General features: G+C 70.9%; 14 protein-coding genes. 4 read left to right on the top strand and 10 right to left on the bottom strand.

Translation table 11 applies throughout. The features are described from left to right. Positions 1-23 precede the first annotated feature (23 nt). From tpiA to rapZ, 6 genes are all read right to left on the bottom strand, one after another. Positions 24-815, bottom strand: coding sequence for a triose-phosphate isomerase (gene tpiA, locus ACIBO1_RS08865; protein WP_350696535.1), 792 nt, complete (start codon positions 813-815; stop codon positions 24-26). A 3-nt stretch (positions 816-818) separates the two neighbouring features. Continuing rightward, entirely contained in the window at positions 819-2,021 is a 1,203-nt protein-coding gene (locus ACIBO1_RS08860; RefSeq protein ID WP_396742901.1) for a phosphoglycerate kinase, read from the bottom strand. Further along, positions 2,018-3,022 carry a type I glyceraldehyde-3-phosphate dehydrogenase gene (gene gap / locus ACIBO1_RS08855; protein ID WP_350696533.1) on the bottom strand — a complete coding sequence of 335 codons (1,005 nt, stop codon included), beginning with the start codon at positions 3,020-3,022 and terminating at the stop codon, positions 2,018-2,020. Before gap ends, ACIBO1_RS08860 begins: the two co-directional genes overlap by 4 nt. Before the next feature lie 333 nt (positions 3,023-3,355). Then, positions 3,356-4,336 carry a DNA-binding protein WhiA gene (gene whiA / locus ACIBO1_RS08850; RefSeq protein ID WP_350696532.1) on the bottom strand — a complete coding sequence of 327 codons (981 nt, stop codon included), beginning with the start codon at positions 4,334-4,336 and terminating at the stop codon, positions 3,356-3,358. Positions 4,337-4,390: 54 nt separating this feature from the next. Then, positions 4,391-5,368: a uridine diphosphate-N-acetylglucosamine-binding protein YvcK gene (yvcK, locus tag ACIBO1_RS08845; protein WP_396742896.1), complete on the bottom strand. Its 978-nt coding sequence runs from the start codon at positions 5,366-5,368 to the stop codon at positions 4,391-4,393. After that, positions 5,365-6,240, bottom strand: a complete 876-nt coding sequence (gene rapZ, locus ACIBO1_RS08840; protein WP_396743303.1) for an RNase adapter RapZ — start codon at positions 6,238-6,240, stop codon at positions 5,365-5,367. The genes yvcK and rapZ overlap by 4 nt, the downstream gene beginning before the upstream one ends. A gap of 290 nt (positions 6,241-6,530) precedes the next feature. On the opposite strand from rapZ, the gene ACIBO1_RS08835 reads away from it, so the two are divergent. Next, positions 6,531-7,184 (top strand): hypothetical protein, encoded by a 654-nt coding sequence (locus tag ACIBO1_RS08835; RefSeq protein ID WP_396742893.1) that lies wholly within the window; start codon positions 6,531-6,533, stop codon positions 7,182-7,184. Between the two features lie 365 nt (positions 7,185-7,549). On the opposite strand, the gene ACIBO1_RS08830 is transcribed toward ACIBO1_RS08835, so the two are convergent. Together ACIBO1_RS08830 and ACIBO1_RS08825 are read right to left on the bottom strand one after the other, a co-directional pair. Continuing rightward, positions 7,550-7,741 carry a DUF397 domain-containing protein gene (locus tag ACIBO1_RS08830; RefSeq protein WP_396742890.1) on the bottom strand — a complete coding sequence of 64 codons (192 nt, stop codon included), beginning with the start codon at positions 7,739-7,741 and terminating at the stop codon, positions 7,550-7,552. Positions 7,742-7,762: 21 nt separating this feature from the next. Then, positions 7,763-8,617 carry a helix-turn-helix domain-containing protein gene (locus tag ACIBO1_RS08825; protein ID WP_396742887.1) on the bottom strand — a complete coding sequence of 285 codons (855 nt, stop codon included), beginning with the start codon at positions 8,615-8,617 and terminating at the stop codon, positions 7,763-7,765. A 289-nt stretch (positions 8,618-8,906) separates the two neighbouring features. Between ACIBO1_RS08825 and ACIBO1_RS08820 the strand changes: the two genes are divergently transcribed. Further along, positions 8,907-9,302, top strand: coding sequence for a hypothetical protein (locus tag ACIBO1_RS08820; protein WP_396742884.1), 396 nt, complete (start codon positions 8,907-8,909; stop codon positions 9,300-9,302). 100 nt (positions 9,303-9,402) lie between these two features. Further along, positions 9,403-11,283 carry a DNA helicase RecQ gene (recQ, locus tag ACIBO1_RS08815; protein ID WP_396742881.1) on the top strand — a complete coding sequence of 627 codons (1,881 nt, stop codon included), beginning with the start codon at positions 9,403-9,405 and terminating at the stop codon, positions 11,281-11,283. A 277-nt stretch (positions 11,284-11,560) separates the two neighbouring features. Here the strand turns inward: recQ and ACIBO1_RS08810 are convergent, their stop codons facing one another. After that, on the bottom strand, positions 11,561-11,755 hold the full coding sequence (locus tag ACIBO1_RS08810; RefSeq protein WP_396742878.1) for a hypothetical protein: 195 nt from the start codon (positions 11,753-11,755) through the stop codon (positions 11,561-11,563). A gap of 142 nt (positions 11,756-11,897) precedes the next feature. Then, positions 11,898-13,946, bottom strand: a complete 2,049-nt coding sequence (uvrC, locus tag ACIBO1_RS08805) for an excinuclease ABC subunit UvrC (RefSeq protein ID WP_396742875.1) — start codon at positions 13,944-13,946, stop codon at positions 11,898-11,900. A gap of 195 nt (positions 13,947-14,141) precedes the next feature. Here uvrC and ACIBO1_RS08800 point away from each other — a divergent pair, with 195 nt between their 5' ends. Then, entirely contained in the window at positions 14,142-17,396 is a 3,255-nt protein-coding gene (locus tag ACIBO1_RS08800; RefSeq protein WP_396742872.1) for a penicillin acylase family protein, read from the top strand. Positions 17,397-17,515: the final 119 nt, after the last annotated feature.

Genomic DNA, 17,515 nt, shown 5'->3' with positions numbered 1-17,515 from the left:
GCGGAGTCAAGGATAGCGAGCGATCAGCCGGTGATGTGCTCCGGGAACCGGCAGATCTTCGCGAACTCCTCGGCGTCCAGGCTGGCGCCGCCCACCAGGGCACCGTCCACGTCCGGCTGCGCCATGATCGCGGCCACGTTCGACGACTTCACCGAACCGCCGTAGAGCACCCTGACCTGGTCCGCGGTGGCCTGGTCGAAGGTCTTGGCGAGCCGGGACCGCACCGCGCCGCACACCTCCTGGGCATCGTCCGGGGTCGCCGTCTTGCCGGTGCCGATCGCCCAGACCGGCTCGTACGCGACCACGACCTTGGTGACCTGCTCGGCGGTGAGCCCCTTGAGGGCCGCGTCGAGCTGGTCGGCGCAGTGCGCCACGTGCCCGCCCTGCTCGCGGACGTCCAGCCCCTCCCCCACGCAGAGGATCGGGGTGAGCCCGTTGGCCAGCGCGGCCTGCACCTTGGCGTTGACCAGCGCGTCGTCCTCGTCGTGGTAGGCACGCCGCTCGGAGTGCCCGATCACCACGTAGGTGCAGCCCAGCTTCGCCAGCATCGACCCGGCGATCTCACCGGTGTACGCGCCGGAGGCGTGCGCCGAGAGGTCCTGACCGCCGTAGCCGATGAGCAGCTTGTCGCCCTCCACCACGGTCTGCACCGTGCGCAGGTCGGTGAAGGGCGGCAGGACCACCGTCTCCACGTCGGTCAGCTGCTTCTCGGTGAGGCTGGCCGCCAGCTTCTGCACCAGCAGGTTCGCCTCGAGGTGGTTGAGGTTCATCTTCCAGTTGCCGGCCATCAGGGGCCGGCGGGGAGCACTTGCCATCAGTCAGTTCTCCAGGGCCGCGATGCCGGGGAGGGTCTTGCCCTCCAGGTACTCCAGGGAGGCGCCGCCGCCGGTGGAGATGTGGCCGAAGGACTTCTCGTCCAGGCCGAGCGACCGCACCGCCGCCGCCGAGTCGCCGCCACCGACCACGCTGAACGCCTCGGACTCGGCGATCGCCTCGGCGACCCCCCGGGTGCCGCCCGCGAACGCGGCCATCTCGAACACGCCCATCGGGCCGTTCCAGAAGATCGTCCGGGTGCCGGTCCGCAGCGCGGCGGCGAAGCCGGCCACGGTTTCCGGACCGATGTCGAGCCCGACCCGGTGGCTGGGGATGCCGTCGGCCGGCACCACGTCGTGCGCGGCGTCCGGGGCGAAGGCGTCCGCCGCCACCACGTCGACCGGGAGCATGATCTTGCCCGCGCCGCGCTCCAGGAGGTTGCGGCAGGTCTCGACCATGTCCTTCTCGAGCAGCGAGGTACCCACCTCGTGGCCCTGGGCCTTGAGGAACGTGAAGCACATGCCGCCACCGATGAGCAGCCGGTCCACGGTCGGCAGCAGCGCCTCGATCACGGCGAGCTTGTCGGAGACCTTGGAACCGCCCAGCACCACCACGTACGGCCGCTCCGGCGACTCGGTGAGCGTGGAGAGCACCTCCACCTCGCGCAGCACCAGGCGACCCGCGACGTGCGGCAGCCGCGCCGGTACGTCGTACACGCTGGCGTGCTTGCGGTGCACCGCACCGAACGCGTCGTCGACGTACGCGTCGCCCAGGGCGGCGAGCTGGTCGGCGAAGGCACCGCGCTCGGCGTCGTCCTTGCTGGTCTCGCCCTTGTTGAAGCGCAGGTTCTCCAGCAGCGCGACCTCGCCGTCGGCGAGCGCCGCCACGGTGGCCTGGGCCGACTCGCCGACCGTGTCGGTGGCGAAGTGCACCGGCGCGCCGAGCAGCTCACCGAGCCGGCCGGCGACCGGGGTGAGGCTGAACTGCGGGTCCGGCGCGCCCTTCGGGCGACCGAGGTGGGAGCAGACGACCACCTTCGCGCCGGCCGAGACCAGCGCGCCCAGCGTCGGCAGCACGGCGCGGATGCGACCGTCGTCCGTGATGGCCCCGGTCTGCTTGTCGAGCGGGACGTTCAGGTCGGCGCGCACCAGCACGCGCCGACCCGACACCCCCTCGGCGAGCAGGTCGTCGAGGTTGCGGATGGTCACAGCGACTTACCCACCAGCTTGACCAGGTCGACCAGACGGTTCGAGTAGCCCCACTCGTTGTCGTACCAGCCGACGACCTTGACCTGGTTGCCGATCACCTTGGTCAGCGGCGCGTCGAAGATGCAGGACGCCGGGTCGGTGACGATGTCGGCCGACACGATCGGGTCCTCGTTGTAGACCAGGATGCCCTTGAGCGGACCGTCGGCGGCGGCCTTCAGCGCGGCGTTGACCTCGTCCACCGTGGTCTCCCGACCGACGGTCACGGTGAGGTCGGTGGCCGAGCCGGTGGGGATCGGCACCCGCAGCGCGTACCCGTCCAGCTTGCCCTTGAGCTCCGGCAGCACCAGGCCGATCGCCTTCGCGGCACCGGTCGAGGTCGGCACGATGTTCAGCGCGGCGGCCCGGGCCCGACGCAGGTCCGAGTGCGGCGCGTCCTGCAGGTTCTGGTCCTGCGTGTACGCGTGGATCGTGGTCATCAGACCCTGCTCGATGCCGAACGTGTCGTGCAGCACCTTCGCCATCGGCGCGAGGCAGTTGGTGGTGCAGGAGGCGTTCGAGATGATGGTGTGCTTGGCCGGGTCGTACTGGTCCTGGTTGACACCCATCACCACGGTGACGTCTTCGTTCTTGGCCGGCGCCGAGATGATGACCTTCTTGGCCCCGCCGTCCACGTGCGCCTTCGCCTTGGTGGCGTCGGTGAAGAACCCGGTCGACTCGATGACGACGTCGACGTTCAGGTCGCCCCACGGCAGCGCGGCCGGGTCACGCTCGGCGTACGCCTTGATGGTCTTGCCACCGACGGTGATCTCGTCAGCGGTGGCCTTGACCTCGTGCGGGAGGCGACCCAGAATGCTGTCGTACTTGAGCAGGTGAGCGAGCGTCGCGTTGTCGGTCAGGTCGTTGACGGCCACGACCTCGACGTCAGCGCCGGACGCCAGCACTGCCCGGAAGAAGTTACGGCCGATACGGCCGAAGCCGTTGATGCCAACCCGGATGGTCACAGGTCCCATCTCCTCGCGTTCTGGTTCGCCGGCGTGGAGACCCTCGGCCGGCGAAGTGGTGTGCGCCGACCGTTGGAGCCGGCCGTTGACGGTTCATCTCGGCCACCCCGCCGCGGTCCGAGGGACCTGACCGCCCCGAGGCGGTGGGTACGGCGGGGAGCGCCGGTGCCGGCCCCCTTGCCGTACGCAGCGACCATATCCGAGCGCGGCGAGCCGCGCCGCGCCGGGTGGTTTCCCTCACCCGCGCCGCCGGACGCCGCACCGCCTCGACGACGCGCGGCGACGAGGGCGTGCCTCGCCGGCCCGCCCGCGCCGGGACGACCCACCGTCCTATCAGACCACGAGCATGTCGGGCGTGACGGCCGCTTCGGTATCCGGGATGCCCAGGTCGCGGGCCCGCTTGTCGGCCAGCGCCAGCAGCCGGCGGATCCGCCCGGCGATGGCGTCCTTGGTCAACGGCGGATCGGCCAGCGCGCCCAACTCCTCCAGCGACGCCTGCCGGTGCTCCAGCCGCAGCCGGCCGGCCGAGGTCAGGTGCTCGGGCGCGTCGTCGGCGAGGATCTCCAGGGCCCGGGTCACCCGGGCGGCGGCGGCCACCGCCGCCCGCGCCGAACGCCGCAGGTTGGCGTCGTCGAAGTTCGCCAGCCGGTTCGCCGTGGCCCGCACCTCGCGGCGGACCCGACGCTCCTCCCAGGCCAGCACGCTGGAATGGGCACCGACCCGGGTCAGCAGCGCGGCGATCGCGTCACCGTCCTTGACCACCACCCGGTCGACGCCGCGCACCTCCCGCTGCTTGGCGGTGATGCCGATCCGGCGGGCGGCACCGACCAGCGCCAGCGCCGACTCCGGGCCCGGGCAGGTGATCTCCAACGCACTGGAACGGCCCGGCTCGGTCAGCGAGCCGTGCGCCATGAACGCCCCCCGCCACGCGGACACCGCGCAGCAGACGTTGGCGGCCACCACGTGCGGCGGCAGCCCCCGTACCGGCCGGCCCCGCACGTCCAGCAGGCCGGTCTGTCGGGCCAGGGCCTCGCCGTCCTTGACCACCCGGACGATGAAGTGGCTGCCCTTGCGCAGCCCACCGGAGGCCAGTACGTGGATCTCGCTCGAGTAGCCGTAGACCTCGGCGATCTCCCGCCGCAACCGACGGGCCACCGCGCCGGTGTCGAGTTCGGCCTCCACCACCACCCGCCCGGAGACGATGTGCAGCCCACCGGCGAACCGCAGCAGCGCGGCCATCTCCGCCCGCCGGCAGCAGGGCTTGGGCACGTCGACCCGACTCAGCTCGTCCTTGACCGCAGCCGTCATCGCCATTGTGCGTCCCCTCACGGACCCGTTCCGGCGTGTCGCCGGAGATTACGTACGTGTCTAACGATCGGCGCCCAGTACGGGCACCAGGGCGGCGCCCAGGGCGGCCGGATCATGCCGGGGAGTGCCGTCATCGACCGCGACGGGAGCGAGGACCAGTCGGGCTCCCAGGGATTCTGCCGCACGGTCGACCGGTTCGGGGGCACCGACCGCCTTGGCGTCGGCGAGCACCACGTCGACCGTCAACTCCGGCAGATACCAACGCAGCGCCGCCAGGTGATCGGCGACGGAGAGGCCGAGGGTCTCCTTCTCGGCGGCCAGGTTGAGGGTGACCAGGCGGCGGGCCGGGCTGGCCAGGATCGCCGCGGCCAACTGCGGCACCAACAGGTGCGGCAGGACACTCGTGTACCAGCTTCCCGGACCGAAGATCAGCCAGTCGGCGGCACCGATCGCGGCGACCGCCTGCGGGCACGCCGCCGGCGCCTGCGGGGTCAGTCGCACCGACTCGACCCGGCCGGTGGTGACCGCCACCTGGTGCTGACCGCGTACCGTGCACACCTCGTCCGGGCGGCCGGGGTCCGCGGCGCGTACCCGGGCCTCGATGTCGACCGGCTCGCAGGACATCGGCAGCACCCGCCCGACCGTGCCGAGCATCGCCCCGGCGTGCTCCAGGGCCGCCACCGGGTCGCCGAGCTGCTCCATCAACCCGGCGATCACCAGGTTGCCCACCGCGTGCCCACCCAGCCCGTCGCCCTTACCGGGCAGGCCGCGCGTCGCCGGGCCGAACCGGTGCTGGAACAGCCCGGCGCTGCGCCGGGTCGCCGGATGGTCGCCGGCCAGCGCGACCAGCGCCTGCCGGAGGTCACCGGGGGGCAGCCCACCCCGCTCGGCGCGCAGCCGCCCACTGGAGCCGCCGTCGTCGCCGACGGTCACCACCGCCGTGATGTCGAGATCGAGTCCGGGGGCGCAGCGACGTAACGCCCGTAACGACACGGACAGGCCGTGCCCGCCCCCGAAGGCCACCACCCGGACCGTCATTCCCGCCCCAGATCCCGGTGCTGAGCGTTGGCGGCCAGCCCGGCACGACGCAGCCGGGCCGCCAGTTCCTCGGCGATCGCCACACTGCGGTGCTTGCCGCCGGTGCAGCCGACCGCCACGGTCAGGTACCGCTTGCCCTCCCGCTCGAACCCCGAGGTGGTGGCGCCGACCAGGTCCGCGTACCCGTCGACGAACGCGTCGGCGCCGGCCTGGCTCAGCACGTACGCGCTGACCGCCTCCTCCCGACCGGTGTGCTCACGCAGTTCGGGCACCCAGAACGGGTTGGGCAGGAACCGGGCGTCCATCACGAAGTCGGCGTCCGGCGGCAGGCCGTACTTGAAGCCGAAGGAGATCACGGTCAACCTCAGCCGCCGCGCGTCCTCCGCGCCGAACAGCTCCTCGACGCGACGGCGGAGCTGGTTGACGTTGAGGTGGCTGGTGTCGATGATCACGTCGGCCTGGTCGCGGGCCTCCTCCAGCAGTCCCCGCTCGACGGCGATACCGTCGGCGAGCCGTCCGTCGCCCTGCAACGGATGCGAGCGCCGCACGCTCTCGAAGCGCCGGATCAGCACCTCGTCGTCGGCGTCGACGAAGACCACCCGGGGGGCGTAGCCACGCTCCTTCAACTCCCGGATCGCCTCGGCGAGGTCGGTGGAGAAGGCACGCGAGCGCACGTCCAACACCATCGCGGTACGCCGGGCGGCCCCACCGGCCTTCACCGCCAGCTCGGCCATGTCCAGCAACAGCGCCTGCGGCAGGTTGTCCACCACGTAGAAGCCGACGTTCTCCAGAGCCCGGGCCACGGTGCTGCGCCCGCCACCGGAGAGGCCGGTGACCACGACCAGGGTGGTGTCCGTCTCGCCGGCCACCATCCCGGACTCACCGGGTACGCCGCCGTGGTGACCGGTCGTGTGCGCCTCGCCCACCCATCAACCCCCAAGCCGTGGCGCCGCGGTCGGAGCCGACCGGGCATGGTCAAGCGCCGACTCTAGCTCGCCGCTCCCGACCCGACGGAGCGCACCGCCGCACCGTCCACCAGCCGGCCTGGGGTGTAAGGAGGGGTCCCCTGCTATACACCAGGCGTTAGAAAGGGCCCCTTCCTAACACGGCTCGTGTCGGCTGACTGACGGCACGTGACGCCCGAGGCCGCTATCCTCCGGAAATGGGGAGGCACGGGGCGCGGCTGCGCTGGGTGGTGGCCCTTGTCTCGGTCACGATCGCGGTGCTGGCCACGGTGGATCGTTTCGTCGAACGCGAACGTGAGTGGGCACACGGCGGCGACCAGGTCGCGGTGACCGTAGAGGCCCGTCTGCCGGAGCCGGACCGGGTGGGGCGCACCGCCGCCGCGCTCGGCTGGCCACACGCGACCGACCGGGTCCACGGCGATCCCGACCGGCAGTCGGTGGTGCTGCGACTGCGCTGGTCCGGGCCGCCACGCAAGGGCTCCTACCAGGTCATGCTGCTGGACGACCGGAACTCACCGCCCCGGGTGCTGCGCCCCGAGGGCGGCTCCGACGCCGCCGGCGACGCCGGATTCAACTGGTCCGACGCGTACGAGGTGCTGGCCGCCCGGTACGACTGGCTGGCCGACATCGCCGCCCGCGAGGAGCCGGACGGTACGCAGGGAGGCGCACCGCACGTCGGCGCCATCGGCACCCGCGCGACCGGCGACGGCAGCCTGATCGCGGTGTACCGTCTCGAACCCCGCGCGCTGCCCCTGGAGGACCCGACCCGCCTGGTGGTGGCCTTCTGCTACGTCGACGCCGACGGCGAGGTGCGCTGGGCCAAGCGCATCCCGGTCCCACCGAGCTACTGAACCCCGCCCACCCCAGCCCGACCCGACCCGACCCGGCCCGGCCCGGCCCGGCCCGTCGATCATGGAGTTATGGGCGCTCACAAAACACCTCTCACAAGGCAAAATGGCCAGCCATAACTCCATGATCGACGGGGCGGGTGAGGGCGGCCTGTCGTGCTGCTTTCGTTCGGGCGGTTCCGGGAGTGCTCACCGAGGGCCGAGGACCTCGTCGGGTGGCGCATCCAGCGAAAGCGCCTCGATCACACTGAGCAGCTGGCGGGAAGGTGTCATGGTCAGACCAGCGACCCAGCCTCAACGTGGCACCACAGCTAGCCGACACGCCGGGGTGAGACCAGCTGCACTGCCACGATCCGAGTGCCGCCCGATCAGTCGCGCAGCGTGGTCACGAACGTCGACCAGGCGGCCCGATCGAAGCGCAGCACCGGCCCCACCGGATCCTTGGAATCCCGCACCGCCAACCCGCCACCCACCTCGGCAACCTCCACGCAATCAGACCCGTTGGCACTGCTACGGGAACTCTTACGCCAGGTCGCATCCTGAAGATCGGGCGCAGTCATCACAGCACTCCTCGCCGAGACTTAGCCACGAAGGTCGCCGGACACCCTGACGAGAAAGTCGGCAGACTCGTCAGGGTCGAGCGCCTTCGCACGCAGGTGGTCGAAGGCGAGTTTATATCGCGCCACCTGCTGCTCCTCTTCGAGTAGAAGAGTGTTGAGGTCGTTGTCGACGTAGACGATGGTCGGATCGAGGGCCGGTTGGGCGTAGTCGAGGATCGTGAAGGCCCCGCCCATCGAAGCATGTGCGCCGGCAGCGAAAGGCAGCACCTGAATCTCAACAGTAGGTAGTTGGCACGCCTCGATGATCCGGGTCAGCTGAGCCGCCATGACCTGGGCGCCGCCAACCACCCGCCGTATCGCAGCCTCGTCGAGCACGATCCACATCTTTGGCGGCACGTCACGCGTGAGCAGGACTTTTCGCGCCTGACGCGCTGCGATAACCCGATCGACTTCATCCGAATTGGCAGTCACCCGTCCGGCATGGATGATCGCGCGCACATACAGCTCGGTCTGCAACAAGCCGGGGATGTAAAGGCTCTGGAACGTGCTGATCGAGGTCGCCTCCGCCTCAAAACCTACGTAGTCATCGTGCAGGACATCACCGTAGGAACTCCACCAGCCCTTCTGCCGGGCTTGCCGGGCAAGGCCACCCAACACGTCCCGCTCCTCCGTGGACACCTCATAGAGATCCAGGAGCTTCCGCAGACCATCTGTGGCGATCCCACTGTGCCCCTGCTCGATGCGGATCACCTTTGCCCGGTGCCACCCCACCGCGCGAGCCACCTCATCGACGGTCAGCCCTCGGTGATCACGTAGCCGCCGGAGTTCCCGCCGTAGCCGACGAGCACGAATGGTGGGACTCGCAGACGACGCCATAGCTGCACCTCCGCTGACAAGGGACATGGTCAGGGAACCAAACCAGCGACCAACATTCAATCCAACACTCGCCACTGCTACGTTGCAAGATCTCTTGCCATAGTGCAGGCTCGATATGCCAGATCGAGCAAGCAGACCAATCAGACCCAGGGGGTATAGCCATGACTGACAACCGTCGTCGCAGTTGGGGCGGTGGAGCGCGCGACCCAATGGCTTCCAGGAGGATCTGTCCGCCGTACTCGATGGGGCTGACGTTTCCGAACGTCAGCGGGCCGCCATCGCGCACGCGTTGACCAGGTCGAGCGCCCTCACCTCGTACGTCGATGCGCTGGTCGACCGGTACACGACGGAGCGCGAGCGGCGGTCGGACGGCCCGCCACCCACCAACGCGGGGCGATTTCCCCGGCGCTGGACGCTGCACCTGACCTACCTGGCCGTCGACCCGCAGGAGGCCCGGGAACACGCGGTCACGTACACGGAGGGCTTGACGATCCTCCGGCCCGAACTTCCTGCGGGTGCCGCGCTGCTGTCCCGGGCCGACGCCTGGAACCACGTCGAGCCGGTGTTCTGCGGTCGGACAGGCCCGGACAACGAGATCTGCATGGACGTCACCGGCCACCCCGGCTTCCACCGCGCGACCGGCCTCGGCGGGCTCTGCTGGGGCGACGGCGACGCGAGCCAATGACTAACTCCTTCAGGACTACCCGACGCTGGGCCGCGAAGCGTTGGTCGCGGTCGGGAATGGCGGCCCCGACAGCCAGCGGCGTGGCTCGTAGAATCCTCGGATGGTCTCCCCCGCCGACGTGAGCGTCACCGACCTGGCCACCTCCGACGCGCCTGTCGCCGAGAAGGTGACAGCGGCGCTCGACGTGCTGCGGCGGGTCTTCGGGTACGACGCGTTCCGTGGCTTCCAGCAGGAGGTCATCGAGCACGTGGCGGCCGGCGGGGACGCGCTGGTGCTGATGCCGACCGGTGGCGGCAAGTCGCTGTGCTACCAGATCCCGGCGCTGGTCCGGGACGGCGTCGCGGTGGTGATCTCGCCGTTGATCGCGTTGATGCAGGACCAGGTCGACGCGTTGACCGCCGTCGGGGTACGCGCCGGTTTCCTGAACTCCACGCTGGATCTGGACACCCGTCGGCTGGTCGAGGCGGAATTCGTCGCCGGGGAGATCGACCTGCTCTATCTCGCCCCGGAGGCGCTGGCCAGCCGTTCCACGCTGAGCCTGCTGGACCGGGGGCGGATCAGCCTGTTCGCCATCGACGAGGCGCACTGTGTGTCGCAGTGGGGCCACGACTTCCGGCCGGACTACCTCAACCTGTCGATGGTGCACGAGCGGTGGCCGGGCGTACCCCGGATCGCGCTGACCGCCACCGCGACCAGCGCCACCCGTACGGAGATCGCCACCCGACTCGACCTGACCGAGGCGCGGCACTTCGTGGCCAGCTTCGACCGGCCCAACATCCAGTACCGGATCGTGCCCAAGCGGGAGGCGCGCAAGCAACTGCTCGCCCTGCTGCGCGACGAGCACCCGGGCGAGGCCGGCATCGTCTACTGCCTGTCACGCGCCTCGGTGGAGAAGACGGCCGAGTTCCTGGTGGCCAACGGCATCGACGCGCTGCCGTACCACGCTGGTCTGGACGCGGCGACCCGCGCCGCCAACCAGCAGCGGTTCCTGCGCGCCGACGGCGTGGTGATGGTGGCGACGATCGCCTTCGGCATGGGCATCGACAAGCCGGACGTCCGCTTCGTCGCCCACCTGGACCTGCCCAAGTCGGTCGAGGGTTACTACCAGGAGACCGGTCGTGCCGGCCGGGACGGGCTACCGTCGACCGCCTGGTTGGCGTACGGGCTCCAGGACGTCGTCCAGCAACGCAAGATGATCGACACCTCCGAGGGCGACCTGGCCCACCGACGCAACCTCGCCGCGCACCTCGACGCGATGCTGGCGCTCTGCGAGACGGTCCGCTGCCGACGGGTGCAGTTGCTCGACTACTTCGGGCAGCGCCTGGACGGTGACTGCGGCAACTGCGACACCTGCCTGGCCCCGCCGGAGTCCTGGGACGGCACGGTCGCCGCCCAGAAGCTGCTCTCCACGGTGTTCCGGCTGGACCGGGAACGCAACCAGCGGTTCGGTGCCGGGCACTGCGTCGACATCCTGCTGGGTAAGAGCACCGACAAGATCGTCCAGCACCGGCACGACTCGCTCACCGTCTTCGGCATCGGCGACGACCTGAGCGAGGCGGAGTGGCGGGGCGTGGTGCGCCAGTTGCTCGCCGAGGGCCTGCTCGCCGTCGAGGGCGACTACGGCACCCTGGCGCTCACCGACGCCAGCGCCGAGGTGCTCGGCCGGCGGCGCACCGTGATGATGCGCCGGGAGCCGGCCCGCCCAGCGAAGGTGGCCAAGCCCCGGGGCGCGGCCACCGTGGTCGCGGAGCTGCCGGCCGAGGCAGCCGGTACGTTCGAGCGCCTACGCGCCTGGCGGGCGGCCTCCGCGAAGGAGCAGGGCGTACCCGCCTACGTCATCTTCCACGACGCCACGTTGCGGCAGATCGCCGCCGACGCCCCGTCGTCGCTGGCCGAGCTGTCGCGGATCAGCGGTGTCGGCGAGAACAAGCTGGCCAAGTACGGCGAGCAGATCCTCGGGGTGCTCGCCGACCCGGCCTGACCCGCTGCCCGGCCGGGCGCTGCTCGGCCGGGCGCTGCTCGGCCGGGCGCTGGTCGGCCGGGCGCTGGTCGGCCGGGCGCTGGTCGGCCGGGCGCTGGTCGGCCGGGCGCTGGTCGGCCGGGCGCTGGTCGGCGGCTGTGCCACTCGGCGCTCGGCCGAAGCGGCGATGTCGGCGTGTCCGGCGGGCGGTGTCCCTCCCCCCAACCAGGTCAACGCCTTCGAGCGGAACCGTCCGTGCTCTCGGAAGGGTTGTCAGTCGATGCAGTCACCTTCCAGGTCAGCGCCTTTCGAGCACCTTCCAGGTCAGCGCCTTTCGAGCACCTTCCAGGTCAGCGCCTTTCGAGCTGAACCGTTTGCGCTCTCGGGAAAGGCGATCCGTCGGTGCAGTCAGCTCGATAGTCGCGTCACCTGACTTGGCAGCCCCCCGCGCGACGCGCATCGACATCGACCCCGCCGACGAGGTCGCGCTCACGCCGACCAGCCTGGTGCTCGACCAGGTCGGGCGGAACCTGACCACGACCGAGACCGCACGGAAGCCGACGAGGTGGCGACGAAGCCCATTGAGGCTGCCGCGCGGGTCGATGAGGCGGTCGAGTCGGAGCTGACCGTGCGGATCAGTCGGTGGCTGCCTGACCGTCGGCGGCGCCGAGGGCGGTGAGGATCGCCTCGGCGGTGCGGCGGCCGATGCCGGGGACCTCGGTGATCTCGTCCACGGTGGCGGCCGAGAGGCGCTTGAGGGAGCCGAAGTGGCGCAGCAGCGCCTTGCGGCGTACCTCGCCGAGGCCGGGGACGCTGTCCAGCGCGGAGGTGGTCATCCGCTTCGAGCGGCGCTGCCGGTGGAAGGTGATGGCGAAGCGGTGGGCCTCGTCGCGTACCCGTTGGAGCAGGTAGAGCCCCTCCGAGGTGCGCGGCAGGATGACCGGGAAGTCGTCGTCGGGCAGCCAGACCTCCTCCAGTCGCTTGGCCAGGCCGCACAGCGCCACGTCGTCGATGCCCAGCTCGGCGAGCGTCTGGGCGGCGGCGGCCACCTGCGGTGCGCCGCCGTCGACCACGACCAACTGCGGCGGGTACGCGAACTTGCGCGGCCGTCCGGTGGTCGGGTCGACCAGCACACCCACCTTCGGCTCGTCCTCGCCGACGTCCGCGCCGCCGAGCGTCGCCGCACCATCAAGCGTCACCGCACCGGGGGCCGCCGGGACGGCGGGGGCAGCCGGGACGACAGCGGCCAGGTCGGTGGCGGACTCCACGCCCGCCTCGCCGGTCTCGGCGCGGGCGTCGAGGTAGCGGGCGAAGCGGCGGCGCAGCACCTCGGACATCGCGGAGAGGTCGTCGGTGGCGCCCCGGATGATGAACCGGCGGTACTCGCTCTTGCGGGGCAGGCCGTCCTCGAAGACGACCATGCTGGCCACCACGTCGGTGCCCTGGATCTGCGAGATGTCGAAGCACTCGATGCGCAACGGCGCGGTACGCATGTCGAGCGCGTCACTGATCTCGTCGAGCGCCTTGCCGCGCGTGGTGAGGTCGCCGGCCCGCTTGAGCTTGTGTCGGGCCAGCGCGTCCTTCGCGTTGCGCCCGACCGTCTCCATCAGGGTGCGCTTGTCGCCGCGCTGCGGCACCCGCAGCGTCACCCGGCTGCCCCGGTGCTGGGAGAGCCAGTCGGCGAGGGCCTCGGCGTCGGCGGGCAGCTCCGGCACCAGCAGCTCGCGCGGGACGTCGGTCTCGCCCTGCTCGCCGCCGTAGACCTGGGTGCAGAAGTGGTGCACCAGGTCGCCGGTGCTGAGATCCTCGGTCTTCTCCACCACCCAGCCACGCTGACCGCGTACCCGGCCGCCGCGTACGTGGAAGACCTGCACCGCAGCCTCCAGCGGGTCGTCGGCGAACGCGACCACGTCGGCGTCGGTGCCGTCGCCGAGCACCACGGTCTGCTTCTCCATCGCCCGGCGCAATGCGGCGACGTCGTCACGCAGCCGGGCCGCCCGCTCGAACTCCAGCGTCTCGCTGGCCTCGGTCATCTCGCGTTCCAGCTTGCGCACCATGGAGTCGGTGCGCCCGGCCATGAAGTCGCAGAAGTCGTCGACGATCTCGCGGTGACGCTCAGCGGTGACGCTGCCGACGCAGGGTGCCGAGCACTTGCCGATGTAGCCGAGCAGGCAGGGCCGGCCGACCTGCCTGGCCCGTTTGAACACCCCGGCGGAACAGGTCCGCGCCGGGAAGACCCGTAGCAGCAGGTCGAGCGTCTCGCGGATGGCCCAGGCGTGCGAGTACGGCCCGAAGTAGCGCACGCCCTTGCGCTTGCTGCCCCGCATCACCTGCAGCCGTGGGTACTCCTCGTCGAGGGTGACCGCCAGGTACGGGTACGACTTGTCGTCGCGGTAGCGGACGTTGAACCTCGGGTCGTACTGCTTGATCCAGAGGTATTCGAGCTGGAGCGCCTCGACCTCGGTGCCGACGGTGACCCAGTCCACCGACTCGGCGGTGGTGACCATCTGTTGGGTGCGCTGGTGCAGGCCCCACAGGTCGCCGAAGTAGGAGTTGAGTCGGCTGCGCAGGTTGCGCGCCTTGCCGACGTAGATCACCCGGCCGGTGCCGTCGTAGAAGCGGTAGACCCCCGGCGCCTCGGGGATGGTGCCCGGCGCGGGACGGTAGGTCGACGGATCAGCCACACTCCGAGACTAGTCGCCACCCCCGACAGCCCTGATCATCCCCACTTGGCCTCTTCTGCGCCCGCGTGGGTCCGGCGTACCGGGGAGTCGCGATTGACGCCTTCCAATCTCGGGTGTCGACGCCTACCATCCAGTAACCGAATGTTCTTCACGTAATGATCCCGCCCGATGGTCCCCCGTCCACAGAGGATCGCCATGCCTGGTCACACCGCCACCCGCCGGCTGCTCGCCGGTGCGACCGCCGCCCTCACGGTCGCCACCGCGCTCGTCGGCGTGTCGTCCCCCGCCACCGCCACCCCCGTCCCCGACACCGGCACCCTCGCCGTGAACGTCGCCAGCGCCTTCGCCGGCAATGACTACTGCCTCGGCGAGTGCTCCGAGATCCTGCCGCCCGGCCAGAACGGCAACGCCACCCTCGTCGAGGTCCTGGGCAACCAGGCGTTCGGCACGCTGCCCCGGCACTCCGCCGACCAGCTCGACACGTACGCCAACCTGGTCTACGGCTACGCCGGGCTGCGCGAGGACCAGGTCAGCACGTTCTTCCGGGACGCCTCCTTCGGCGTCGCCCCCAGCCAGGTCGAACGCGACTACTCCCCGCGCTCCGACGTGCGCATCGTGCGCGACCGCACCAACGGCGTCCCGCACATCACCGGCACCACCCGGGGCGGCACCATGTACGGCGCCGGCTACGCCGGAGCCGAGGACCGACTCTTCACGATGGACCTGCTGCGGCACGTCGGTCGGGGCACGCTGACCCCGTTCGCCGGTGGCGCACCCGGCAACCGGGCGCTGGAGCAGAGCGTGTGGCGCACCTCCCCGTACACGGAGGCGGACCTGCAGGCCCAGGTGAACGCGTTGCGCAGCAAGGGCGGGGCGCGCGGCGAGCAGCTCTACGCCGACGTGCAGGAGTACGTCGCCGGGGTCAACGCCTACATCCAGACCTGCATGGCCAACCGCAACTGCCCCGGCGAGTACGTGCTGACCGGTCACCTCGACGCGATCACCAACGCCGGTGGGCCGAAGCCGTTCGTGATGACCGACCTGATCGCCATCGCCGGGGTCGTCGGCGGCCTGTTCGGCGGTGGTGGCGGCACCGAGATGCAGTCGGCGCTGGTGCGCATCGCTTCCCGGGCCAAGTTCGGCCCGACCGAGGGCGACCGGGTGTGGAACGCCTTCCGGGGGCAGAACGACCCGGAGACGGTGTTGACCCTGCACGACGGGCAGAGCTTCCCGTACGGTGACGCCTCGCCGAACGCGTCCAGCGTGGTCCTGCCGGACGCCGGGTCGGCCCGGGTCGAGCCGATCTTCACCGACCCGACCGGCTCCGCCACCGCCGCCACCACCTCGAACCGCAGCTCCGAGCTGGCCGCCGCGCTCTCCGGGCTGACCATCGACCCGGCGCACCGGGGCATGTCCAACGCGGCCGTGGTCTCCGCCGCCCACTCCGCCACCGGCCACCCGATCGCCGTCTTCGGGCCGCAGACCGGCTACTTCTCCCCGCAACTGCTGATGGTGCAGGAGTTGCAGGGACCGGGCATCAGCGCCCGGGGCGCGGCCTTCGCCGGACTCAACCTCTATGTCCTGCTCGGCCGGGGTCAGGACTACGCGTGGAGCGCCACCTCCTCGATCCACGACATCACCGACACCTACGCGGTGCCGCTCTGCGTCCCCGGCGGCGGTACGCCGACGCTGGCCAGCAACCACTACCTGTTCCGGGGCCAGTGCCTGGCGATGGAGGAGCTGTCCCGGGTCAACCGGTGGACCCCGACCGTCGCCGACGGCACCGCCGCCGGGTCGTACAAGCTGGTCGCCTGGCGTACCAAGCTGGGCCTGGTGGGGTGGCGTGGCACGGTGGGCGGCGTGCCGCACGCGTTCACCCAGCTGCGCTCCACCTACGGTCGCGAGGCCGACTCGGCCATCGGTTTCCAGATGTTCAACGACCCGACCCAGATGGGTTCCGCCGAGGCGTTCCTCACCTCCGCGCACAACGTCGAGTACGCCTTCAACTGGTTCTACGTCAACTCCACCCAGTCGGCGTACTTCAACTCCGGACTCAACCCGGTGCGGGCCGCCGGCAGCAACCCGAACCTGCCGATGAAGGCCGAGCGCGCCTACGAGTGGCAGGACTTCGACCCGGCGACCGGCACCGCCCGGTACGCGCCGCGCTCGGCCCACCCGCAGTCGATCAACCAGGACTACTACATCAGTTGGAACAACAAGCAGGCCAAGGACTTCGGTGCCGCCGACGGCAACTTCAGCTTCGGCGCCGTACACCGGGGTGACCTGCTGGACAAGCCGATGAAGGCGGCGATCTCGGCGGGCCGTAAGTTCGACCGGGCCTCGCTGACCGAGCTGGTGCAGAAGGCCGGGCTGACCGACCTGCGCGGCGCCGAGGTGCTCGGCGAGCTGATCCGGGTGCTGGAGAGCCAGCCGGTCACCGACAGCGCCCTGACCACTGAGATCACCCGACTCAAGGCCTGGCGGCAGGCGGGCGCGCTGCGGGTGGAGACCGCCAAGGGCTCCAAGGTGTACCAGCACGCCGAGGCGATTCGTACCTTCGACGCCTGGTGGCCGCTGCTGGTGCGGGGCATGTTCCGCGACCAGCTCGGCACGGACCTCTACCAGTCCGTGATCAACGCGATGCAGATCAACGAGTCGCCGTCCGGCCTGCAACAGGGCGACGTGTCGAACCTGCCGTCCTCGGCGAACAGCGCGCAGACCCACAAGGGCTCGGCGTTCCAGTACGGCTGGTGGGGCTACGTCGACAAGGACCTGCGGGCGGTGCTGGGTGACCCGGTCGCCGGAGGCCCCGGGCGGACCTTCTGCGGCGCCGGCAACCTGGGTACGTGCCGTCAGGTGCTGCTGGACACGCTGCGCACCGCGTCGACGACCCCGGCCGCCCAGACGTACCCGGGCGACGCCACCTGCGCCGCCGGTGACCAGTGGTGCGCGGACGCGATCGTCCAGTCGCCGCTGGGCGGGATCAAGCACGCCACCATCGCCTGGCAGAACCGCCCCACCTACCAGCAGGTGGTGTCGTTCCCGGCCCGGCGCGGCGACGCGGTGACCAACCTGGCCACCGGTCGGCCGGTGACCGCCTCCAGCAGCCAGCTCGGCAACGGCGCCGCCCGCGCCGTCGACGGTGACCTGAACACCCGCTGGGCCAGCTCCTGGTCGGACAACCAGTGGCTGCGGGTGGACCTGGGCTCGGTGCGGCAGGTCGGCCGGGTGGTCCTGGCGTGGGAGTCCGCGTACGCCCGGTCGTATCGCATCGAGGTCTCCGACGACGGCGCCACCTGGCGGACGGTCTGGTCGACCACGGCCGGTGACGGTGGCACCGACGTGCTGACCTTCGCCCCGCAACAGGCCCGCTACGTGCGGGTGTACGGGCTCACCCGGGCCACCACGTACGGCTTCTCGCTGTGGGAGCTGTCCGCGTACGCGCAGTGACACAGACGGGGGGGGGGGGGGGGGGGGGGGGGGGGGGGGGGCCCCCCCCCCCCCCCCCACCCCCCCCCCCCCCCCCCCGACCGCGCCCCCCCCCCCCCCCCCGGACACCGCCGCCGGCC

The organism is Micromonospora sp. NPDC049903 (assembly GCF_044460945.1).
In the GTDB taxonomy this organism is placed as follows: Bacteria; Actinomycetota; Actinomycetes; order Mycobacteriales; family Micromonosporaceae; genus Micromonospora.
This window is presented reverse-complemented; position numbering and strand designations above follow the sequence as displayed.